Source organism: Methylobacterium sp. SD274, assembly GCF_017355285.1.
GTDB lineage: Bacteria > Pseudomonadota > Alphaproteobacteria > Rhizobiales > Beijerinckiaceae > Methylobacterium.
In genome coordinates this window covers 297,847-320,365 of the sequence record NZ_JADIJP010000002.1, presented here as the reverse complement: position 1 = coordinate 320,365, position 22,519 = coordinate 297,847, and the positions used below count along the sequence as shown (strand labels likewise).

The 22,519-nt window shown below is 65.0% G+C and carries 20 protein-coding genes; 7 read left to right on the top strand and 13 right to left on the bottom strand.

The annotated features are described in order from the left end of the window. Positions 1-100: 100 nt before the first annotated feature. The 3 genes from IPV08_RS03310 to leuD all read right to left on the bottom strand — a co-directional run bounded on the left by IPV08_RS03310 (position 101) and on the right by leuD (position 2,731). Positions 101-355, bottom strand: coding sequence for a hypothetical protein (locus IPV08_RS03310; RefSeq protein WP_207410738.1), 255 nt, complete (start codon positions 353-355; stop codon positions 101-103). A gap of 502 nt (positions 356-857) precedes the next feature. Next, positions 858-2,048 carry a lytic murein transglycosylase gene (locus IPV08_RS03305; RefSeq protein ID WP_207410737.1) on the bottom strand — a complete coding sequence of 397 codons (1,191 nt, stop codon included), beginning with the start codon at positions 2,046-2,048 and terminating at the stop codon, positions 858-860. An 80-nt stretch (positions 2,049-2,128) separates the two neighbouring features. Continuing rightward, positions 2,129-2,731, bottom strand: coding sequence for a 3-isopropylmalate dehydratase small subunit (gene leuD / locus IPV08_RS03300; protein WP_207410736.1), 603 nt, complete (start codon positions 2,729-2,731; stop codon positions 2,129-2,131). A 192-nt stretch (positions 2,732-2,923) separates the two neighbouring features. Between leuD and IPV08_RS03295 the strand changes: the two genes are divergently transcribed. Further along, positions 2,924-3,097, top strand: coding sequence for a hypothetical protein (locus tag IPV08_RS03295; RefSeq protein WP_200919143.1), 174 nt, complete (start codon positions 2,924-2,926; stop codon positions 3,095-3,097). Between the two features lie 15 nt (positions 3,098-3,112). Here the strand turns inward: IPV08_RS03295 and ccrA are convergent, their stop codons facing one another. Continuing rightward, positions 3,113-4,393 carry a crotonyl-CoA carboxylase/reductase gene (gene ccrA, locus IPV08_RS03290; protein ID WP_027172596.1) on the bottom strand — a complete coding sequence of 427 codons (1,281 nt, stop codon included), beginning with the start codon at positions 4,391-4,393 and terminating at the stop codon, positions 3,113-3,115. A 394-nt stretch (positions 4,394-4,787) separates the two neighbouring features. Here ccrA and IPV08_RS03285 point away from each other — a divergent pair, with 394 nt between their 5' ends. From IPV08_RS03285 to IPV08_RS03275, 3 genes are all read left to right on the top strand, one after another. Continuing rightward, complete coding sequence (locus IPV08_RS03285) at positions 4,788-6,851, top strand: protein meaA (RefSeq protein ID WP_056429971.1); 2,064 nt, start codon at positions 4,788-4,790, stop codon at positions 6,849-6,851. A gap of 153 nt (positions 6,852-7,004) precedes the next feature. Further along, positions 7,005-8,015 carry a glycosyltransferase family 4 protein gene (locus IPV08_RS03280; RefSeq protein WP_207410735.1) on the top strand — a complete coding sequence of 337 codons (1,011 nt, stop codon included), beginning with the start codon at positions 7,005-7,007 and terminating at the stop codon, positions 8,013-8,015. Continuing rightward, positions 8,012-8,941, top strand: a complete 930-nt coding sequence (locus IPV08_RS03275) for an NAD-dependent epimerase/dehydratase family protein (RefSeq protein ID WP_207410734.1) — start codon at positions 8,012-8,014, stop codon at positions 8,939-8,941. Before IPV08_RS03280 ends, IPV08_RS03275 begins: the two co-directional genes overlap by 4 nt. On the opposite strand, the gene IPV08_RS03270 is transcribed toward IPV08_RS03275, so the two are convergent. The 5 genes from IPV08_RS03270 to IPV08_RS03250 all read right to left on the bottom strand — a co-directional run bounded on the left by IPV08_RS03270 (position 8,938) and on the right by IPV08_RS03250 (position 14,570). Beyond that, on the bottom strand, positions 8,938-10,905 hold the full coding sequence (locus IPV08_RS03270) for an SDR family NAD(P)-dependent oxidoreductase (RefSeq protein WP_207410733.1): 1,968 nt from the start codon (positions 10,903-10,905) through the stop codon (positions 8,938-8,940). The two genes, IPV08_RS03275 and IPV08_RS03270, sit on opposite strands and share 4 nt — an antisense overlap. 76 nt (positions 10,906-10,981) lie before the next feature. Beyond that, a complete protein-coding gene (locus IPV08_RS03265) occupies positions 10,982-11,821 on the bottom strand; it encodes a DUF1206 domain-containing protein (RefSeq protein WP_056429984.1) in 840 nt (279 codons plus the stop codon). 134 nt (positions 11,822-11,955) lie between these two features. Then, a complete protein-coding gene (locus IPV08_RS03260) occupies positions 11,956-12,297 on the bottom strand; it encodes a hypothetical protein (protein ID WP_056429987.1) in 342 nt (113 codons plus the stop codon). A gap of 35 nt (positions 12,298-12,332) precedes the next feature. Beyond that, on the bottom strand, positions 12,333-12,899 hold the full coding sequence (locus tag IPV08_RS03255; RefSeq protein WP_207410732.1) for a Uma2 family endonuclease: 567 nt from the start codon (positions 12,897-12,899) through the stop codon (positions 12,333-12,335). A 225-nt stretch (positions 12,900-13,124) separates the two neighbouring features. Further along, entirely contained in the window at positions 13,125-14,570 is a 1,446-nt protein-coding gene (locus IPV08_RS03250; protein WP_207410731.1) for a saccharopine dehydrogenase NADP-binding domain-containing protein, read from the bottom strand. Positions 14,571-14,898: 328 nt separating this feature from the next. Here IPV08_RS03250 and IPV08_RS03245 point away from each other — a divergent pair, with 328 nt between their 5' ends. After that, the gene (locus IPV08_RS03245; RefSeq protein ID WP_207410730.1) at positions 14,899-15,066 is read left to right on the top strand and encodes a hypothetical protein; all 168 of its coding nucleotides are present in this window, start codon (positions 14,899-14,901) and stop codon (positions 15,064-15,066) included. Between the two features lie 3 nt (positions 15,067-15,069). Here IPV08_RS03245 and IPV08_RS03240 read toward each other — a convergent pair whose 3' ends face one another. Together IPV08_RS03240 and IPV08_RS03235 are read right to left on the bottom strand one after the other, a co-directional pair. After that, positions 15,070-15,615, bottom strand: coding sequence for an N-acetyltransferase (locus tag IPV08_RS03240; protein ID WP_207410729.1), 546 nt, complete (start codon positions 15,613-15,615; stop codon positions 15,070-15,072). 139 nt (positions 15,616-15,754) lie between these two features. Next, entirely contained in the window at positions 15,755-16,921 is a 1,167-nt protein-coding gene (locus IPV08_RS03235; protein WP_207410728.1) for a type III PLP-dependent enzyme, read from the bottom strand. Positions 16,922-17,767: 846 nt separating this feature from the next. Here IPV08_RS03235 and IPV08_RS03230 point away from each other — a divergent pair. Together IPV08_RS03230 and IPV08_RS03225 are read left to right on the top strand one after the other, a co-directional pair. Beyond that, positions 17,768-19,336, top strand: coding sequence for a glucan biosynthesis protein G (locus IPV08_RS03230; RefSeq protein WP_207410727.1), 1,569 nt, complete (start codon positions 17,768-17,770; stop codon positions 19,334-19,336). Beyond that, positions 19,333-19,821, top strand: coding sequence for an N-acetyltransferase (locus IPV08_RS03225; RefSeq protein ID WP_056430005.1), 489 nt, complete (start codon positions 19,333-19,335; stop codon positions 19,819-19,821). The genes IPV08_RS03230 and IPV08_RS03225 overlap by 4 nt, the downstream gene beginning before the upstream one ends. 42 nt (positions 19,822-19,863) lie before the next feature. Here IPV08_RS03225 and IPV08_RS03220 read toward each other — a convergent pair whose 3' ends face one another. Both IPV08_RS03220 and glyS read right to left on the bottom strand, forming a co-directional pair. Next, a complete protein-coding gene (locus IPV08_RS03220; RefSeq protein ID WP_207410726.1) occupies positions 19,864-20,103 on the bottom strand; it encodes a hypothetical protein in 240 nt (79 codons plus the stop codon). A gap of 104 nt (positions 20,104-20,207) precedes the next feature. Beyond that, positions 20,208-22,385, bottom strand: a complete 2,178-nt coding sequence (glyS, locus tag IPV08_RS03215; RefSeq protein WP_207410725.1) for a glycine--tRNA ligase subunit beta — start codon at positions 22,383-22,385, stop codon at positions 20,208-20,210. Positions 22,386-22,519: the final 134 nt, after the last annotated feature.

Here is a 22,519-nt window from a genome sequence, read left to right as displayed (position 1 = left end):
GCCCGGCCTTTTTCGTTGGCGGATGGGCGCCGCACCGGCATCCATCCCAAAGCAGTCTCGCATCCCGAGACATGCTCGCCCCCATCCTCGACTGCAACATCTACGAGGACGGATTGGCCGGCACGAGGATCATCTCCATCCGACCACCACGGGGGAAGGGGATCATTTTCATTTCCTGCTTCGGCGCAGGGCTCAACATCCGCGACGGCTCATAGCGCTGCTCGATCGCATGGGTCGCGTCGACATCTTGGTGACGCTGTTGAACGCCGCGCTTCCCCGCCGTCTGGGCAACCGCCGCCGAGGAAGCCGTCGCGAGAATGAGCACGGCAGCAATTGCTACATTTTTATACAGCATGATTTTCCTTAGTGCATGTTTCAGCTACATAAGGGTCAACGGACGGCCAACAATGCCTAATCCTGCGCCAATCAGCCCAGTCTGTGAACAGGGTGCGGCGTCACACGGGCCAAGAGGAAAGGCCTGACATTGTGTTCGAAGGCGCGGATTAACCTCCTGACGCGATCCGAACGTGGTCTCGCCAAGGCAATACGAAGAAGACCATCAGCAAGATGGCGGCACATAGCAAAATAAATAGAGATTTCACTTCCGAAATAGATATCGATAGATATCCGCATCATCTTACTAAAGCGACCAGGCCGCTTGGGTCCAAGTCTTGGGTCCAAGTGATGAGAGGATATCTTCGGACCCATTCCCTCAGGCCGGAGCCCCGGCCGTCATAGCCCGAGGCAGCGACCGGCGCCGCCTCGGAGGATCGGTCAGCTTCATCAGCGTCCCGGAAAGGGCGGATTGGAGGGCGGGTCGGCTGATCGAATGAAGACGTGCCGACCCCTTCACACCACTATCCCCGACGCAGGGCCTCGAGCACCTTTCCACCCGGTCGCCCGGTCTGCGGCATGCCGAGCTTGCGCTCGATGGCCTTGATCGCGTCGCGGGTCTTTGCGCCGACCTTGCCGTCCGGCTCGCCGACATCGTAGCCCTGGGCCGCCAATCTGGTCTGAAGGTCGCGGCGCTCGGCGCGCGACAGGGGCGGATCGTCGGTGGGCCATTCCGCCTGGACGCCGGAGCGGCCGCGCAGGCGGTCGGACAGCACCGCGATGGCCAGACCGTAGGATTCGGCGGCGTTGTAGGAATAGAGCGCGTCGAAATTCCGGGTCACCAGGAAGGCCGGGCCGTTGATACCGGCCGGGAGCAGGATGCCAGCGGGGCCGTCGCCGGAGAGCGGGCGTCCGTCGATCCGGGTGACGCCCATGGAGGCCCAATGCGCCACGGCGTGCTTGTTCTTGCGCCCGGCGGCCCCGGCATTGAAACCCTTCGGCACCCGAACCTCGTAGCCCCAGGGCTGACCGTTCGACCATTTGGCCACGCGCAGGAAGTTGGCGGTGGAGGCCACCGCGTCGGGCACCGAATCCACGAGATCACGGCGCCCGTCGCCGTCGCCGTCGACGGCGAGGCGCTGGTAGGTGGTGGGCATGAACTGGGTCTGGCCAAAGGCGCCGGCCCATGACCCCGTCAAGCGAGACGGGTCGATGTCGCCGCGCTCGATGATCTTCAGGGTCGCCATCAGCTCGCCCTTGAAGAAGCCCGCGCGGCGGTGGTTCGAGCAGATCAGAGTGGCAAAGGACTGAACCAGCGGCATCTTACCGAGGTTCTTGCCGAAATTCGATTCGACGCCCCAGACGGCGGCGATGGTGTAGCGGTCTACGCCATAGCGCGCCTCCGCATTGGCGAGGGCCTGGCCATGCTGCTTCATCGCCGCTTTGCCGTCGTCCACCCGCTCCTCGTCGACGAGGGCGGCCATGTAGTCCCAGATCGGCGTCTTGAATTCGGGCTGCGCCTGGGAGAGTTCGATGACCTTGTCGTCGAAGGCGATGCCGTCGGTCGCCGCGCGGAACGTCTGGGCCGAAATCCCTTGCGCCGCCGCCTCGCCCTGGAGGGAGGCGAGGCAGGAGCGGAAGTCGGCCTTGGCCGGAACGGACGCTGCCGCACTCGCGAGGCAGAGGAGGGCAGTCAGCTTCGCGCGCGACGTCATGGGCAGTCTCCCGGCGGTTTTCGGCGTTTCCCGACCTTTAAGCCGCGCGCATGGTAAACGAACCGTGATGATGTCGGCGCTCAGGCAAATCCGCGCGCGGCGAGCTTCTCCTCGTAGGCGTCGATCTTCGGCGCGCGCTTGAGGGTCAGGCCGATCTCGTCGAGCCCGTTGAGCAGGCTTTCTTTGCGCCCGGCATCGATGTCGAAATGCAGCGTGCCGCCATCAGGCCCCATGATGGTCTGGCTCTCGAGATCAATCGTCAGGGTAGCGTTGGAGCCGCGCTCGGCATCGTCGAACAGCTTCTCCAGATCCTCCGGCGAGACGATGATGGCGAGGATGCCGTTCTTGGCGCAGTTGTTGAAGAAGATATCGGCGAAGCTCGTAGAGATGATGCAGCGGATACCGAAATCGGCGAGCGCCCACGGCGCGTGCTCCCGCGACGAGCCGCAGCCGAAATTGTCGCCGGCTACCAGCACCTTGGCGTTGCGGTAAGCCGGCTGGTTGAGAACGAAATCCGGGTTCTCGGAGCCATCGTCGTTGTAGCGCATCTCGGAGAACAGCCCCTTGCCGAGACCGGTGCGCTTGATCGTCTTCAGATACTGCTTCGGGATGATCCGGTCGGTATCGACATTGGTGATGCGCATCGGCGCGGCAACGCCGGTGAGGGTGGTGAACTTTTCCATGATGCTTCGCCGTTCGTGAACCGGCCCGTCGCCCGCGCCTCTCCCGCGCTCGGGAAAGGAAGGGCAATCACCGGATAATCCTGTTTCCTCTCCTTACCAGTCGCCTCGGCATCTCGAAAGCAGGAGGTGCCATCTCGTAGCCGTCACGCAACTTGGCTATGCTTATCGTCGACGGACAACCGGGGCGACGCGATGAACGAGACGAGCAATCAGTTCAAGAAGGCGCCCAAGCGCAAAAAGGAAAAGGCCCGGAGCGTTTCCGTGTCACCGGAAATGCGCCAGGCCTATGCCGACCTCATCAAGGAGCGCGAAGAACGCGAGGCCTATGCCCAGCACCTGCCGGCCGAGGGCGGCGGCAAGCGCTGAGCACCATCCTCGATCTCAGCGCTTCGGGCCGGCCTCGATCACGTCTTCCAGCGTGCGGAGCCCAGCGCGGGGAGCGTTGACGAGACAGGCCATGTTGCCGGGCGGGTGCTGGTTCTTCCACATCTTGGTGTGCGCCTGGGGGATCTTATCCCACGGGAACACCTCGCTCATGCAGGGGTCGATGCGCTGGTCCAGCACGAACTGGTTGGCGGCCGAAGCCTGCTTCAGATGCGCGAAGTGCGAACCCTGAATACGCTTCTGGCGCATCCAGACGTAACGGGCATCGAAGGTGATGTTGAAGCCGGTGGTACCGGCGCAGAACACCACCATGCCGCCACGCTTCACGACGAGCGCGGAGACCGGGAAGGTCGCCTCACCGGGATGCTCGAAGACGATGTCGACATCGTTGCCCTTGCCGGTGATGTCCCAGATCGCCTTGCCGAACTTGCGCGCTTCCTTGGTCCAGGCGTGGAATTCCGGCGAGTTCACCTTGGGCAGCTGGCCCCAGCAATCGAAGTCCTTGCGGTTGATGACGCCCTTGGCGCCGAGGCTCATCACGTAGTCGCGCTTCGACTCATCCGAGATGACCGCAATGGCGTTCGCACCGGAGGCGGCGCAGAGCTGGACGCCGAACACGCCGAGACCGCCCGAGGCGCCCCAGATCAGCACGTTCTGGCCCGGCTTCACCGTGTGCGGAGCGTGGCCGAACAGCATCCGGTAGGCGGTGGCGAGGGTCAGTGTGTAGCAGGCACCTTCTTCCCAGGTGAGGTGCTGCGGCCGCTTCATCAGCTGGCGCGACTGGACCCTGCAGAACTGCGCGAACGAGCCGTCCGGCGTCTCGTAGCCCCAGATCCGCTGTGAAGGCGAGAACATCGGGTCACCGCCGTTGCACTCTTCGTCGTCGCCGTCGTCGCGGTTACAATGGACGATGACTTCGTCGCCGACCTTCCAGCGCTTCACCTTGGCGCCCACGGCCCAGACGATGCCCGAGGCATCCGAACCGGCGATGTGGTAGTCGGCCTTGTGCACGTCGAAGGGAGAGATCGGCTCGCCGAGGCCGGCCCAGACACCATTGTAGTTGATGCCGGCCGCCATGACGTAGACCAGGACTTCGTCGTCGCCGATCTCCCAGGTCGGCACCACCTCGACCTGCATCGATTCCTCCGGCGGGCCATGGCGCTCGCGCCGGATCGCCCAGGCATACATCTTCGCCGGAACATGGCCGAGGGGCGGAATTTCACCCAGCTCGTAGAGGTCCTTGCCCTCGGTCGTATTCAAGGCAGCACTCGCCGACATCTTGGCTCTCCCATTATTCTTTCTGTGCGACCCTATATCCACGAACCTGGACTGCTCCAAGGCCCCCTAAAAGGCCAGGATCGGGTGCTGCGTCCTCGAGTGCGTGCGCTGACCCGCCGCCTATTGATGTATTCATAATAAAGTCTTTGATGCAGAACGGCTCGTTTTCGATATTCCGCATCGAGGTCAAGGATTTACAGGAATCTCACCTCAGTTGCCGGACAAAGCGCTCTTCAATTCGCTTGATCCTGTCGTCTAGAATTTTTCGAAGCATTCTGGGCCGTCGACCGCCAAGTTGGACCATCGGCCAGATGACGTATGGCCGAGGCTTGGTTAGGGTGCCGCACAATAAGCGTGAGATCGCGCAGCCTTGGAATCGAGTGGAGTCAGTGGAATGAGCGCGAGTGCGACCGTCGCCGAGGTCAAGCGCGACAAGCCATGGATCATCCGGACGTATGCCGGCCATTCCAACGCCAAGGAATCGAACGAACTCTATCGGGGCAATCTGGCAAAGGGGCAGACCGGACTGTCGGTGGCCTTCGATCTGCCGACGCAGACCGGCTACGATCCCGACCACGAATTGGCACGCGGCGAGGTCGGCAAGGTCGGCGTCTCGATCGCTCATCTCGGCGACATGCGGACGCTGTTCGATCAGATTCCGCTGCAGCAGATGAACACCTCGATGACGATCAACGCCACGGCACCGTGGCTGTTGTCGCTCTACCTCGCGGTCGCCGAGGAGCAGGGCGCTCCGCTCAGCGGCCTCCAGGGCACGACGCAGAACGACATCATCAAGGAATACCTGTCGCGCGGCACCTACGTGTTCCCGCCGGCCCCATCCCTTCGCCTGACCAAGGACGTGATCCTGTTCACGACCAAGGAAGTGCCGAAGTGGAACCCGATGAACGTGTGTTCCTACCACCTGCAGGAGGCCGGGGCGACGCCGGTGCAGGAGCTCTCCTACGCGCTGGCCATCGCCATCGCGGTGCTCGACACGGTGCGCGACGACCCGGATTTCGACGAGGCGAGCTTCGCCGACGTGTTCAGCCGCATTTCCTTCTTCGTGAATGCCGGCATGCGGTTCGTCACCGAGATCTGCAAGATGCGGGCGTTCTCCGAACTCTGGGACGAGATCGCCCAGGAGCGCTACGGCATCACCGACCCGAAGAAGCGCATTTTTCGCTATGGCGTTCAGGTCAACAGCCTCGGACTGACGGAACAGCAGCCCGAGAACAACGTCCACCGCATCCTGATCGAGATGCTGGCCGTCACCCTGTCGAAACGCGCCCGCGCCCGTGCGGTGCAGTTGCCGGCCTGGAACGAGGCTCTGGGCCTGCCGCGCCCCTGGGACCAGCAATGGTCCATGCGGATGCAGCAGATCCTCGCCTTCGAGACCGACCTCCTCGAGTACGAGGACATCTTCGACGGTTCGAAGGTCATCGACGCCAAGGTCGAAGCTCTGAAGGAGGAGACCCGCAAGGCCCTCGAAGAGATCGGCGGCATCGGCGGCGCCGTGGCTGCGGTCGAGACCGGCGCCCTCAAGCGCGCTCTCGTGGAATCCAACGCCAAGCGCATCTCGGCCATCGAGGCGGGCGATCAGGTCGTCGTCGGCGTCAACAAGTTCCAGGCCGGTGAGCCCTCGCCGCTCACTGCCGGGGAGGGTGCCATCTTCACGGTCTCCGAGACGGTGGAGATGGAAGCCGAGCAGCGCATCCGCGACTGGCGGGCCAAGCGTGACGGCAAGGCCGTGGAGAAAGCCCTCGACGAGCTCGAGGCTGCCGCGCGCTCGGGCGCCAACATCATGCCGGTCTCGATCGCGGCGGCGAAGGCCGGCGTCACCACCGGCGAATGGGGCACGCGCCTGCGCCAGGTCTTCGGTGAATACCGAGCCCCCACCGGCGTCAGCCTCGAGACGATCTCCTCGGGTGCGGCCGAGGACGCCAAGCTCCTCATCGCCGATCTCGGGGAGCGCCTGGGCGAGACGCCCAAGCTCGTCGTCGGCAAGCCCGGTCTCGACGGCCATTCGAATGGCGCCGAGCAGATCGCGCTCCGCGCCCGCGACGTCGGATTCGACGTGACCTATGACGGCATCCGCCAGACCCCGGCCGAGATCGTGGCGAAAGCCAAGGAGACCGGCGCCCACGTGGTCGGACTGTCGATCCTGTCCGGCAGTCACGTACCCCTGGTGCGCGACGTAAAGGCGAAGATGCGAGAGGCGGGCCTCGACCACGTCCCCCTCGTCGTCGGCGGGATCATCTCGCCGGACGACGAACTCGTCCTCAAGAACATGGGCGTCACGGCGGTCTACACGCCGAAGGACTACATCCTCGATACGATCATGATCGGCATCGCCAAGGTGGTGGGCCGCGCCCTCGACAAGCGCGCCGCAGAGAAGGCGGATGCCGCGGCCGGAATCGGCGGATCCTCCGTCAGGGAGGGCGGCGAAAAGGTGTTCTGACGCTACCACGTACCTTCCTCCCTTTCGGGGGAAGGTGCCTATGCAACCGGCTCGGAGAGGCGGCCTCTCCGAAAGGTGCACTCTCCCCGCCAGCGGCAAAAACGGGTAGGCACTCCGCACGACCTCGCGACATCAGCGGACCCTCACACGACAATGCCTTTCGCGCCGCTCGTCGCCATACCGCTGGCCGCCTGCCTCAGCGCGGTCCTGATCGTGCTGCTCAAACCGATCCTTCAACGCTATGCGCTCGCCCGGCCAAACGCGCGGTCGAGCCACAGCGTGCCGACCCCCCAAGGGGCCGGTATCGCGATCGTCCTCGCCATCCTGGCGACCGGTGGGCTCCTGGCATCCCTGATGCAGCCTATGCCAGCGACGATGGAGGCGCTGGTCCTCGCTCATGCGACGCTGCTCCTCGCCATCGTGGGTGCTGTCGACGATATCAGGCCACTGCCGGCCACGTTGAGACTCGGTCTTCAGACTCTTGCGGTGACCGGCCTCGTCCTGTCGGTGGAGGGACGGCTCCTACCCGAGATTCCGCTCATTGCTGAGCGCGCGCTCGCCGTCCTGGCCGGCGTATGGTTCGTGAATCTGACGAACTTCATGGACGGGCTCGACTGGATGACGGTCTCGGCCATGGTGCCGGTCTCGGCCGCGCTGATGCTCGCCGGACTCGGCGGGGAATTACCGCCGCTGCCGACCCTCGTGGCCGCGTCCCTTCTCGGTGCGCTGATCGGCTTTGCACCCTTCAATCGCCCGGTGGCCCGCCTTTTCCTGGGGGATGTCGGCTCCCTGCCGATCGGCCTTCTGGTGGCGTGGCTGCTCTACCGCCTCGGCCTGCAGCACGGTCTGGCGGCAGCCATCCTTCTTCCGCTCTACTACATCGCCGATTCCACGCTGACGCTGCTGCGCCGTGCGGCCAAGGGCGAGCCGGTCTGGAAGGCGCATCGCAGCCATTACTACCAGCGCGCCACCTCGAACGGCTTCACGGTGACGGAGGTGGTCGGGCGGGTCTTCGTCCTCAATACAATGCTAGCGGTCCTGGCGGGCGCCACCTTGTTTTGGCCGTCCCGGCTTGTCACGGTCGCGGCCCTTGCTGCAGGCGCGGCTCTGGTCGCCGCGACGCTGCGTCGGTTCTCGACCTTGCGAGAAGGAACCGCCGCTTGAGCGGAAACGTCATCGCGCTCACCGGTGCCACCGGCTTCATCGGCCGTCACCTCCTGCGCTCGCTCTCGGATCAGGGTTACCGGGTCCGGGTGCTGCTGCGACGCCCAGTCGAGTTGCCGCCCGGCGCCAGCGGCGCCGTGGTGGGCGATTTGAGCCGGCCCATGAACATGGCGGCGGCACTTTCTGGCGTCGACGCCATCGTCCATTCCGCCGGCCTCGCCCATGCCATGTCCGGCACGCCGGAGGACGATTACCGATCCTCGAACATCGACGCGACCCGACGTCTCGCTGAAGCCGCGGCCAAGGCGCGTATCGGCCGCTTCGTCTTCCTCTCCTCGATCAGGGCACAGACCGGCATCAGCGCGGCCGGAACCGTCACCGAAGTCGATCATCCAAATCCCACCGACGCCTATGGCCGCTCGAAACTCGCCGCTGAGGAAGCCTTGGCCGAGATCGGGATCGACTGGGTCGCCCTGCGCCCTGTCCTCGTCTATGGCGCTGGGGTGAAAGGCAACATGGCCGCGCTCCTGCGGCTCGCGCGAACGCCCTATCCCCTCCCACTCGCGAGCCTGACGGGGCGTCGGTCCCTGATCTCGGTGGAGAACCTCTCGGCAGCCATCGTCACGGTGCTTCGTCACGAAGGACCGCTTGGCCGGGCGCTGGTGGCGGCAGAGCCGGACGCCTTGACCTTGCCCGGCATGATCGCGGCCTTACGCGCCGGCCTCGACCGCCGCGCCGGTCTTGTACACTGTCCGCCGAGCCTGTTCGGCCTCGCCTGCCGGATGACGGGTCGGCGGGAGATCTTCGAGCGCCTTTCGGGCGACCTCGTGGTGCACTCCAAGGGGCTGTCTGCGTTGGGTTGGTCCCCGCAATTGACCTCATCCCAGGGGCTTACAGCCCTGGCCCGCACGGAGGGTGCAGCCTAGGCGGGGATGGTCATCGGCGCAGGTTGTGACACGGGAACCGCTTTCGGCCGGTTGCGGTAATCCGGAATAGCGGTTTCGAACACCAGATCGGCGGCGGCCCTGTCATGTGTGGCGACCGCCTGTTTCAGCGCGGCGATCCAACCCTCCAGCACGGTACGGTCGGCGAAGACGGGCTTGGCCGCCATGACACCGTCGATCCCGTCGAGGGCGACACGCGGCTCCTCGCGGGCGAACAGGATCTCGTTCAAACGCTCCCCCGGCCGCGAGCCGGTGAAGACCACCTCGATGTCTTCGCCGGGCTCGAAACCAGCGAGCCGGATCATCCGCTCGGCGAGATCGAGAATGCGCACGGGCTGACCCATCTTCAAAACGTAGACTGCAGCCCGCTGGTCGGATTCGGGGGCGGTCAGAGACAGGCAGCGTCCCTCGCGGTCGCCATGCGAGGCTGCGGTCAGAACGAGGTCGGCGGCCTCGCGCACGGTCATGAAGTAGCGCACCATTTCCGAATCGGTGACCGTGACCGGGCCGCCTCGGGCGATCTGCGCCTTGAACACCGGCACCACCGAACCGACCGAGCCGAGCACGTTGCCGAACCGCACCGCGATCAGACGAGTCGGCTTGCCCTGCGACGCGGTCGCTTGCTCGGCATCGAGCGCCTGGGCCACCATCTCGGCGAAGCGCTTGGTGACGCCGAGTTGGGAGACGGGCTCGATCGCCTTGTCGGTGGAAATCATCACCATGGCGCGCGCACGAGCCGCTACCGTCGCATCCGCGACGTTGATGGAACCCAGGACGTTGGTCTTGATGCCCTCCGACCAGTCCCGCTCCAGATACGGCACCTGCTTCAGGGCTGCGGCGTGGAACACGTAATCCGGTCGGAAACCGGCGAAGACCTCGTGCAGACGTTCACGGTCGCGAATATCGCAGAGTGCACCGGTGACATCGGCCGCTGCGATGGCTGGCTGGCTCAGGATGCCATGCAGGGCAGGCTCTGAATTCTCCACGACAAGGACGGATGCTGCGCCGAAGGCCACGGCCCGGGCGACGATCTCGGAGCCGATGGAACCCCCACCACCCGTGACGATGACGCGCGTCCCATTAAGGAAACGCTCGAGGCGCGGCCGGTCGATGGAGACAGTGGGTCGCAAGAGGAGATCCTCGATCTCCAGGGGCGCCAGTTCGGCATCGCGCATGCCCTCGCCGAGACTGGTGACCCGCGACAGCGGAAGGCCGAGTCGACGGGCGCGGGCGATCAGGTCGTCGGGCTCCGCCTCCGGTGTCAGGGCATTTGGAACGGCGACGAGGCGGCGTACCGGGGTACCCTCACTGGCTAGGTTAGCGACGACTCGCTCAAGGTCGGAGAAGGCCCCCAGGATGGGGACGCCGCGCATGATCTGGCCGGTCTCGTTTGCGCGTGGCGCAAGGATGCCCTTGGGGGACAGGCGCCGCACCGAGCCCGCTTCGATGGCGCGAAGCAGGAGTTCGATATCCCTGCCACGCCCGAGCAGCAGCGTCGGGGTCGTGGCGCTACGAGCTTGGCTCTGCCGCGAACGCGTGTATTTCAGATAGCGGAAGGCGAGCCGGGTGCCCCCCAACAGGAAGATCTGCAGCACCCAGTACAGGGCAATGGCGATCTTTCCGAAAAAGTAGAATCCATACATGTCCGCCGAAACGAGCACGTAGTCGACGACGAGGAGCGTGAGGGCGAGGACGCTCGCCGCCTTGACGATTCCGGCGAGGTCGGGGAGCGAGGCGAAGCGCCACTTTGTCCGGTAGAGCTTGAACCGACCGTAGACCAGCGCGGCGAAAGCCACGAAGGGCGGCAGCAGAAGTGGAAGCGCGTCGAGGCGTTCGGCGAGCAACTCACCGTTGAAGCGGAAAACGAAGGTGAGTGTCACGGCTAGGACGGTCGCCACGCAATCGTGGACCACCATCACCGCTGTCTTGTAGATGCGCTGCTGCATGGGCTCCGGGCCGGGCGCGGTATCGGCGACGGAACGCCCCTCTGTCAACGCACCCCACGAACCACGGGGCTACACATCAGTTCAGATTGCGCACGGCACGCAGGACGGCATCGTCGGTTTCGTCGAGATCCGGTGCGTCGATGTGGCGGTACCAGGCTTGGATCAGGCCATACACGCCAAAGGCGAGATGCCCGGCGGCGACGATGCCAAGAAGGACGGAACCGTAGGGCTGAGCTCGCAAGGCGGAGAAAGCGCCTGCCAAACCCTTCACCTCCGAGGAGGCTTGGTACCACGCGGCGACCAGCACGAAGCCGCCGATGATCACGAACGCGACCCCACGCGCAGCGTATCCGAACTGACCCAACGGCTTGACCCATCGGCAATGGGCCTCGTCGAGAGAGAGCCGGTCGGTGACATCGCCCTTCCCGGCCTTCACCAGGAAGGCGATTCCTCCGCCGATGATGCCAAGGCCGATGAGGCCGACCAGCCATGGGCCGAATGGCTTGGCCAGCAGCCACGCGGTCCAATCCTGCAATCCTCCGCCGCCGCTGGCGCGTCTGCCGAGGCCGAGGGCGAGACTGGCCGCCGTGATGCCGAGGCCGACAGCCACGATGCCGCTGCCGAAATGCGCCAGCCGAACGACGAGCCCCTTCGCCGAGGTGCCGTGGCGGTCGGCGTCGGTGACGGATTCGACGAACCTCCAGGCGGCGAAACAAAACAGTCCCAACGCTATGAGCCCGACGAGGATGGCCCCGAACGGTCCGAGGAAGACCCACCGGATCGCACTCTCGCTATCGCCCGCCCGACCGCCCTGGCCCAGAGCGGCTAGAAGCGCCAGCCCGCCGACGATGCAATAGACGATGCCTCTCGCACCGAACCCCATGCGGGCGAGACGCTCGATCGTATTGCGGCCCATTCGCTTCACGAGGAGACTTTCACGATGACCTGTGGCGGAGACGAGCGGACGGACCGCGTTCCCTCCAACGCCGTTCGGGCTCGGACCGCTCCGGCATGGCCGTCATTTCTTTGCCGGCGCGAGACCGGAGCCTCCTAGTCGCCGGCGCGTGTCGCTTTGCCGGCGAGCGCGACGTAGAAGCCGAGGCCATCGCCGGCCGGAAGCGTCTGAAGTCGATCGACGATGCCCTTGCGCTTCGCGTCCAGCAACAGCCTGCCGACGGGCTGGAACAGGGTCTCTCCGCCGCCTTCCGGCGGGGGATCGAAGCGGATTGCCACAGTTTTGCCTTTGCCGAAGCGGCTGCGCTCCAGCATGTCGTTCAAGGATGCTTCGGCCGTCGGACGGTTCGTCCCACGCAGGTCGAGAACGGATTCCGCATCGGTGACTCCTAGAGAACCGCGCAGCTTGTCGGCGTAGAAATCTTCAAAGTGGGGCAAGGGCGGGACCTGACGCGGCGAGGGCGATGGGAGGCTCAGAGAGGCAGTCCGGTATAGAGGGCGCCCACCGGCACGGCGCCACCGAGTTCGGGAAGGTCGAGGCTGTCGTCACGGTACAGGGCCTCGACCGTCCGGCTCCCCGCCTCGGTCCGGCGCCAGGCCTCGACCCTGACCTCGTCCTGCGAAACGATGAGGAATGCCCGCAGGCACGGCACAGAGCGGTAGAAATCGGTCTTGCGGCCACGATCGAGACTCATCGTGCTCGGGGACAGAACCTCGGCCACCAGAAAAGGGTCGCTAGTATGTCCATCCTGACCCAGTGGGCCGCAGGTCACGACGATGTCGGGGATCGGCGCGACATCGTCCATCGCCGCGCTGAGCACGCCGAGGCCGGGAAGCGCGTTGCGGCCCCGGCGTTCCGCGAGCTCGTCGAGGCGTCGGATCAGGTTGGAAACGATGCGCTGGTGGCGCGCGGAAGGCGGCGACATCAGCAGGGCTATGCCGTCGATCAGTTCCCAGCGTTCCTCGTCGGGCCGGGGCTCGGCCCAGAGGCGGAACTCGGCGACGGTCATGCGGGTATCGCGGCGCGCGGCGACGGCCATGGCGGGGGCTCCCGATCGGATACGGGATGGTAGCATCCCGCCGAAACCCTGCAACATCCGTGCAGAGGAAGCCGCTATGCAGTCGTGCTCGGGCGGGATCCCGGGCTCCACAGCGCGGCCCGGGAAAAGACGTGGCGTTGGTCCTCGCCCATCATGGCCTGACCCTTGGCGCCAAGCAGAGGGCACGGAGCGCGGGGAGTACGATCCCGCGCTCCGTTCGTCCATTCAGCTCTGAACGAGGACGTTCCGGAACTGCCAGGGGTCGCTCTCGTCGATGTTCTCGGGGAACAGACCGGGGCGCCCGCTCAGCGGGGTCCAGTCGGTGTACACGCCGACGACGGGACCGAGATACGGCATCTGGACTTCGAGGCAGCGACGGAAGTCCATCTCGTCGGCCTCGACGATGCCGGCTTCGGGGTTCTCAAGCGCCCAGACCATGCCCGCGAGCACCGCCGAGGTGACCTGAAGGCCGGTAGCGTTCTGGTAAGGCGCGATCCGACGAGTCTCCTCGATGGAGAGCTGCGAACCGAACCAATAGGCGTTCTTTTCGTGGCCGTAGAGGAGCACGCCGAGTTCATCGATTCCATCGACGATCTCGTTCTCGTCGAGGATGTGGTGCTTCTCCTGCACTTCGGCAGCCTTGCCGAACATCTCGTGGAGCGAGAGCACCGCGTCGTTGCAGGGGTGGTAAGCGTAGTGACAGGTCGGGCGGTAGGCAGCGCGCTCGCCCTCCAGCACGGTGTAATAGTCGGAGATCGAAACCGCCTCGTTATGCGTCACGAGGAAGCCGAACTGGCTCTGGGCCGTCGGCGTCCACGACCGCACGCGGGTGTCGGCACCGGGCTGGAGAAGGTAGATCGCGCAGCGCGAGCCTTTCTCCTGATCACGGGCATTGTCCGGGCGCCAGGTCTCGTGGGTTCCCCAGCCGAGTTCGGCCGGCTGGTTGCCCTCGGAAACGAAGCCTTCCACCGACCAGGTGTTGACGAAGACGCCCATGGGCTTCGGGCCCTTGGCGCGCTGGGTGTCGCGCTCGGCGATATGAATGCCCTTGACGCCGACCTCGCGCATGAGGGCGGCCCACTGGTCACGGGTCTTCGGCTCGGGCGTGGTCAGGCCGAGATCGGACGCGACGTTGAGGAGCCCCTGCTTCACGAACCAGGAAACCATGCCTGGATTGGCGCCACAGCACGAGACGGCGGTGGTGCCACCGGGGTTCGCGGCGCGCGCGTCGAGAATGTCCTGGCGCAGGGCGTAGTTGGTGCGGTCGCCCTGGCCCTTGGACTTGTCGAAATAGAAGCCGGGCCAGGGCTCGGCGACGGTGTCGATGTAGAAGGCGCCGAGTTCACGGCACAATTCCATGATGGCGCGGGAATAGGTGTCCACGGACACGTTCACGCAGAAGCCCTGGCCGCCGCCCTCGGTGAGGAGGGGCGTGAGGATCTCGCGGTAATTGTCCTTGGTCAGCGCCACCTGCTCGAAGCGGAGGCCATGTTGATCGGCCAGGGCCTTATGCGCATCGGAGGGCTCGACGACGGTGAAGCGCGCCTTGTCGTACTCGAAATGACGCTCGATGAGCGGAAGGGTCCCGCGGCCGATCGAGCCGAAGCCGATCATCACGATGGGACCGCTGATGCGGCCGTGGACGGGCCAGGAGGTGGCGGCTTCGGTCATGCGGGCAATCCTTCTTCTCGGCCCCGCTCGAACTCACGAGCGAGGCACGTCCTTAGTCGGCGGAAATGACGGTCAGGCGACGGGCTAGTGGCCGGTTGAGGGCGTGCGGTCAACCGCATCGCCGGCTTCAGCCTCGTGGACCACGAGTGGTCCACGAGGGAAGATCATTAACATGAAGTTACGTCGACGCATGATTCAGACGCGGGTCGCCTTCCCGTTGGGCACCGTTGCGAATGATCCGCGACACGCCGATATTGCAATGCAACAAACACGACATCGACACACCTACGGGACGGGAAACGCCAGAACGCCAAATCACGGAGTTCCGATGTTATCCTTGTTTATCGCCAATACCCCCGCGCCGGCCGAAGAGCCGATCGATCGCGATCCTGGCGTCATCACCCTCGCGGCGGCTCTGATCCGTGCCGTTCGCCGCCAGCACGATGCAGCCTTCCGCCGCCGCTGCGAGCAGGCGAAGACCACGACCGCCGTCTAGCGCTCACGCCGCCTGTCGTCGTGAATCCAATTCCTCCGGACAGGCAGCCTCATCCAGGATGCCTGAAGCGGAGAGGATGCCGGTCGCGCCGTCGAGCGCGCCCCTGCGCAGGTTGACACCGAGCAACCGCGTCCTTTCGAACGGGCCCGGCATGGACAACCCACTCATGAGATCACCGGAAAAACCGAAGCGGGCGTAATACGGCGCATCGCCGACGAGGACGATGGCGCCGTGACCGAGGGCGCGTGCCTTACCGATCGAGGCCCACATCAAGGTGCTGCCGAGGCCATGGCCCTGGAGCGAGGGATCGACCGCGAGTGGCCCCAGAAGCAAGGCAGGCCGTCCACGTCCCGCTTCCACATGCCAGAGACGGACGGCGCCGACGATCCGGCCATTCAGTTCCGCGGTCAGTGACAATCCGTGAGCGGGAAGGCGCCCCTCGCGCAGCCGCTCGGACGTCTTGAGGAATCGCGCCGGGCCGAAGCAAGTATCGAGCAATTGCTCCCGAGCCGAAACATCGGTCGGCCGTTCGTCACGAATCTCGATCAAGGCCGTGCCCTTTCCCAGTCCTGGCTGGTCAACCCATCTGACGTGACGGCGCGGATCCCGCACCAGTCACATGCGATGGAACCGTCCTCGCCCGCTGCCGGGCGGCGGTTAAGCCGCCCGAGCTCCGATTATATGGCGGTCAGATGACGTATTGCTGAAGGGGGGGGAAGCCGTTGAACGCCACCGCCGCGTAGGTGGTGGTGTACGCTCCGGCCCCTTCGATCAGCACCTTGTCGCCGATGGAAAGCGAGACGGGGAGCGGGTAGGGCACCTTCTCGTAGAGGACGTCGGCTGAATCACAGGTCGGTCCCGCGAGCACGCAGGGGGCCATGCGGTCCTCGTCATGCTCCGTCCGGATCGCGTAACGGATCGACTCGTCCATGGTTTCGGCCAGGCCGCCGAACTTTCCGATATCGAGATAGACCCAGCGGATCTCGTCCTCGGCATCGGACTTCTTCGAGACCAGGATCACCTCGGCTTCGATCATGCCGGCATTGCCGACCATGCCGCGACCGGGCTCGATGATCGTCTCCGGCAGCTGGTTGCCGAAATGCTTGGTGAGGGCGCGGAAGATCGCATCGCCGTAGGATTCCACGCCAGGCACCGCCTTCAGGTACTTGGCGGGGAAGCCGCCGCCGAGATTGACCATGGACAGGGTGATGCCCCGGTCGGCGCATTCACGGAAGATCGTGGAGGCCGAAGCGAGCGCCCCGTCCCAGGCTTCGGTGTTGCCCTGCTGCGAACCCACATGGAACGACACGCCGTAAGCATGCAGACCCTGGCGGCAGGCATGCTCCAGAACATCGACGGCCATCTCCGGCACGCAGCCGAACTTGCGTGACAGGGGCCATTCGGCGCCGGCACCGTCGCAGAGAATGCGGCAGAACACCTGCACCGAGCCGAGTTCGACCTCGGCGGCCTCGGCAGCACGGGCGATCTTCTCGACCTCGACCTGACAATCGACGGCGAACAGGCGAACGCCGAGCTTGAGCGCACGGGTGATGCAGCGCTCTTTCTTGATGGTGTTGCCGAATGAGATCCGGTCGGCGGTGGCACCGCTGGCCAGAGCCATCTCCACCTCGACCACGGAGGCCGTGTCGAAGCAGGAGCCCATCTCGGCAAGCAGACGCAAGACTTCCGGCGCCGGATTCGCCTTCACGGCATAGAAGACGCGGGTATCGGGCAGCGCGCGGGCGAAGGCGGTGAAGTTGTCGCGCACGACATCGAGGTCGAGCACCATCACCGGGCCTTCGTCCTGGCCCATGTCACGGCGAGCGCGAAGAAAATCGCGGATACGATCGGTCATGGTCGTTCCAACCCACAGGTTCGCGAGCGCCCGTTCGTGGGGCGCGCTATCGAAATCTGGACGGCCATGAGCCGTCCGGCGTCTGGGGGCGACGCGACGCGATACGCGACGTGCTTTGGAGACACGTCGTCGACCGCGGGCGCATCAGCACCCGGAAGCTGCCGTGGATTGGAAGGGAGATCCCCACCGCACGCCGGGCAAAGAGAAACAAGCCTCTTCGGTGCCGGCCTTTGGAGGGCCGACGAGACCAAAAAAGCCCGTTCGTCGTTGCTTTAAGCTGCGTCCCCCGTGGAGAGCGGGGTTCGCCGGTTTCGCCTCCGGCTGCCGGTTGTTGTCGGGGTCCGGTGTTGCCACCTGGATGCCGGCCGGAGGGAATCCACCCTGTCGACCATCGATCCTTTAAGACCCCTGGCGGCTGTCCGGCAGTTGGCCGGATGCCCACCAACCGACACGCGGCCACAGGCACGTGCGAAATTGGGCAAGGCGCATATACGTTCGATGCGTCTCCGCGACAAGGAAAAACCGGTTTTCTCTCACCCGAAACCCGACCTTACCGCCTCAATGTGACCCAAAAAGCGCACCCGGGTCGGTAGGCCCTTTCCAAGGCGTCACGAACGGGTCATTGAGCAGGCGGTTTTCATGCTGATCGAACCAGTCCGATCCACCGCCTCATCCCGAGGTGCCAGAGCGTAGCGGAGGCCTCGAGGCAGGGCTCCATCACGCATTGCGACCTCTGGGAGGCTCCTACGAGGCCCGCTCAGATGGGCACCTCGGGGTGAGGTGGGCTGGATGGGACCGTGCGGGGAAGCCCGATCGTCCCTCACCACCGACCAGAGCCGCAGGACCATGACCGAGCCCACCCGCCGCGCGCTTCTCACCGGTATCGCCGCCCTGTCCGTCGCCGGCACAGCGTCGACGGCGCAGGAGGGGCGTGCACCCAAGCCCTTCGATTTCGAGGAGGTGGAGCGTCGCGCCGAAGAGCTCGCCAAGGTCGCCTACGATGCGCGGGTACCGCCCCTTCCGGCTCCCATCGCAAAGCTCGATTACGACGCCTGGCGTGACATCCGTTTCAAGCCCGACAAGGCCTTTCTCGGCGGAGAGAACAGTCCGTTCCGGCTGCAGCTCTTCCATGTCGGCTTCCTCTATAACCGGCCCGTCACGGTGAACCTCGTGCGTCGCGGCATCGCGACGCCGATCGCCTATCAGTCGAGCCTGTTCGACATGGGACGGACGAAGCTCGACAAGCCGCTGCCGGTCGATCTCGGCTTCGCCGGTCTCCGCTTCCACAGCTACCTCAACAAGCCGAACCTGCTCGACGAACTCATCGTGTTTCTCGGCGCCAGCTATTACCGCTTCCTTGGACGCGATCAGCTGTATGGCCTATCCGCCCGTGGGCTCGCGCTCAACGTCGAGGGGGAGGGCGCTCCGGAGGAATTCCCGGTCTTCCGCGAATTCTGGGTGACGATGCCGGAGACCAACGCCGATTCGCTGCTGATTCATGCCCTTCTCGATAGCCCCTCGGTGACGGGTGCCTTCACCTTCACGGTAAAGCCGGGCGACGAGACCAGCGTCGCCGTTCGCTCGACGCTTTTCCCGCGGGCCGCGCTCCCATCGGTGGGCGTCGCACCGCTCACCTCGATGTTCTTCATCGGCGAGAACGACCGGCACCATTCCGACGATTACCGGCCCGAGCTCCACGATTCCGATGGTCTTCAGATCGCGGCCGGATCGGGCGAATGGCTCTGGCGCCCCCTGGACAATCCGAAGGCACGACGCATCTCGTCCTTCGTCGATCGCGATCCGAAGGGGTTCGGACTGATGCAGCGGGACCGCGCCTTCGAATCCTACCAAGACCTCGAAGCCTCCTATGGTCGGAGGCCGAGCTACTTCGTCGAACCCGAGGGTGACTGGGGCGAGGGCGCCGTGACCTTGATCGAACTGCCGACCGATACCGAGGTCAACGATAACATCGTCGCCTATTGGCGTCCGAAGCAGCCTTATCCGGCTGGCGAACCGGTCCGCATGTCGTACCGCGTGCGCGCCAGGAGTTCGAACACCAGACTACATCCGGGCGGATATGTGGCCAATACCTTCCTGGCCGCCACAAGCCCCAGCGGTGCCGCCAAGGGGGAGGAGGCGAAAGGGACGCTGAGCCGCCGCTTCCTCATCGATTTCGCCGGCGGCGAGCTGCCCTATTATCTCTCGGACCCGAGTAAGGTGGAGGTGGTAGCCGGCGCTTCACAGGGACGGATCACCGCCACTTCGCTCACTCCGAACCCGCATATCGGAGGATTGCGGGCAGCAATCGACATCACCCTCGACGCGGCGGACCAATCCACCGATCTCCGCGCCTTCCTGCGCGTCAGCGGTCGGGCATTGTCGGAAACTTGGGTCTATCCCTGGACCACAGCGTGAGCGCCCAAGCCCACAAACGGCAGACGGTCGCTCCGGTCACCATCCGTCCGGCGACATTGGGCGACCTCGACGCCCTGGTCGCCCTGGAACACGCGGCGTTTTCGGGAGACCGGGCGGAACGGCGGGCGATCCGCCATGCCATCGGCTCTCCGTCGATGTCGCTGCTGGTCGCTCTGGATGCCGAAGACCGCTCGATCCTGGTGGCGGCGGCCACGCTGGAGCGCCGCAAGGGAAGCCGCAGTTGCAGGCTCTCCTCCATCGCGGTGTCTCCCGGACGCGCGGGTCAGGGCCTTGGCGGCATCATGCTCGATGCCGCGGAAGACGACGCACGAGCGCATGGATGCACGAAGCTGCGACTCGAAGTAAGAGCCGATAACGGTGCCGGCATCCGACTCTACGAGCGCCACGGCTACGTGCGCTTCGCTGTCCTCGAAGAGTACTACGAGGACAGCATGGAAGCCTGGCGCTACGAGAAGCCTCTGTAGGCCGTTGCCCCTCCCCGGTATCGGGGAGGGAGCGGGAAGGGCTTAGTCGCAGTTCTCGCGGGTGACGGTCTTGCGGTCACCGACTTCGTTCTCGCGGGTGACCGACTTCACGCGGCAGCCGTCACGGGTCTCGCGCGTCTCCACGGTACGGGACTCAGATTCCGGCCGCTCGACGATGACGCGCTCGGGCGCCTCGCGCTCGATGATCGTGGTCTGGGCCTGAACCGCCGAAACTCCGAAGAGCGTCAGCAGGGCAGCAGTGGCAAGCATGGAATGACGCATGGCAATCTCCTTCAAAACCATGCGCCCAACGGCGATACGAGCTAGACCGTTCCCATTTCGCACCCCAACCTGCCAAATTCTCCCATCGCAGGTAGGGTCGCGCACTATCCTTCGATCTTCGAGAAGTCTGCGACCTCCAGGGTCGCCGCCCGCAAAGCGTTGAGCAAGGCGAGGCGATTCTCACGCAGGGCCGGATCGTCGGCATTGACGATGACCTTCTCGAAGAAAGCATCAACGGGCGCGCGCAGGATCGACAAAGCGCGCATGGCCCCGGAGAAATCCTCGGCCGCCACGGCCGCAAACGCGGCTTCCCGGGCGGTCACCAGCGCCTCGGACAGAGCCTGCTCCTCCGGCTCGCCGGAGGCGGCGATGGAGACGCGGTCGGGCTCGGCCTCGTAGCTGCGCCCGTCCTTCTTCTCCTCGATCCGCAGGATGTTGGCCGCGCGCTTGTAGCCTGCGAGCAGGTTCCTACCGTCATCGGTCTCGAGGAACTTGCCCAGCGCCTCGACCCGACGCACGACCATCAGGAGGTCGTCCTGGCCGGGCAGGGCGAAGACGGCGTCGATCAGGTCGTGGCGGGCGCCTTGGTCGCGAAGATAGACCTTCAGGCGGTCGGCGAAGAAGTTGAGGAGATCGCCAGGCATGGGGTTGTCGAGGCTGCCATGGTTCTCAAGCGCGGCCATATCGTGCTCGTCATTCCCGGAAAGGGATATGACGACGACGTGACGGTTCTTCTGAACATAAAAGGCGTCCTCCAGCACATTCTCTCGGAGGTTCAGACGTAATCCATTCTCAAGAATCAGCCGGAGCACGCCAAGGGCTGCCCTACGAAGCGCGTAGGGATCCTTGCTGCCGGTGGGCCTTTCATCGATGGACCAGAAACCCGCAAGGGTGTCGAACTTATCGGCCAGGGCCACGGCGATCGAAACAGGATCGGTCGGTACTCGGTCGGATGGACCGACGGGCTTGTAATGCTCTTCCACCGCCGCGCAGACACTCGGATGTTCGCCTTGAAGCGCCGCATACTTGCGGCCCATGAGGCCCTGAAGCTCGGGAAACTCTCCAACCATCTCGGTCACGAGATCGGCCTTCGCAAGTTGAGCGCCGCGACTGGCGAGTTGTACATCCGCGCCGATATTGGGTGCTATCCCGCGCGCCAGCGACGCGATGCGCTTCACCCGCTCGCCCTGGGTTCCGAGCTTTTCATGGAAGACGATGCTGTCGAGCTTCGGCAGACGGTCTTCCAGACTGATCGCCTTGTCGGTCTCCCAGAAGAACTTCGCGTCCGAGAGGCGGGCACGCACCACGCGCTCGTTGCCGCCGGTGATCGCGAGGCCGCCATCGCTGGCGATCAGGTTCGAGACCAGGATGAAGGCGGGAGCCAGCGTGTCAGTGCCCGTTTCACGCAGCACGAAGCACTTCTGGTTGGCGCGGATGGTGGCACGGATCGCCTCGGCCGGGATGTCGAGGAAGCTCGGATCGAAGGTGCCGAGCAGCACGACGGGCCATTCGACCAGGCCGGCGACCTCGTCGAGCAGGCCCTCGTCTTCCACGAGTTCGAGACCGCGCGCAAAGGCCAGGTCACGCGCATCGTGCAGGATGATGTCCTTGCGCCGATCCGGGTCGAGCACGACCTTGGCGCGCTCCAGCGCCTGGATGTAATCGTCGAACCGCCGCACCTCGATGGCCTCGGGCGCGAGGAACCGGTGTCCGTAGGTAGTGGTGCCGGCGGTGATTCCGTCCACCGAGAACGGTACGGTCTCGGGCGTCTCGGTCTCGGGGCCGAAGGTCGCCACGATGGATTGCAGCGGCCGCACCCAGCGCAGGCTCCCCGGCTGGGAAGACGCTGCGCCCCAGCGCATGGATTTCGGCCAGGGGAAGCTCTTGATGATGGCGGGCAGGATCTCGGCCAGCACGTCGAGCGTCTCGCGGCCGGCCCGCTCGATCACGGCGACATAGAATTCGCCCTTTTTCGGATCGGTGACGATGGTCGCCTGATCGAGACTCGCGAGACCGGCGCTCTTGAGAAATCCCTGAATTGCTCCGTCCGGCGCGCCGACGCGGGGCCCTTTGCGTTCCTCGCGGACGTCCTTCCCGCGTGGCGGGAGGCCTGCCACATGCAAAGCCAGTCGGCGCGGGGTCGAGAAGGCCTTCGCTCCCTCGTAGAGGAAGCCGCGTTCCACCAATGCGTCGGTGACGAGCTTCTTCAGATCTTCCGCGGCACGCCGCTGCATGCGGGCAGGAATCTCTTCGGAGCGCAGTTCGAGGAGAAGATCAGGCATGGGGAGCGGGCGTCCGAGATGTTGTTCCAGGATGTCGTCGGCGCCAAGGGCGCGCCCGACGATCATCATGCGAAGGTAAGAGAATGACCGGGCATGTCACGAAGACGATGCCGGGCGCCTGAAGTCGTGCAAGG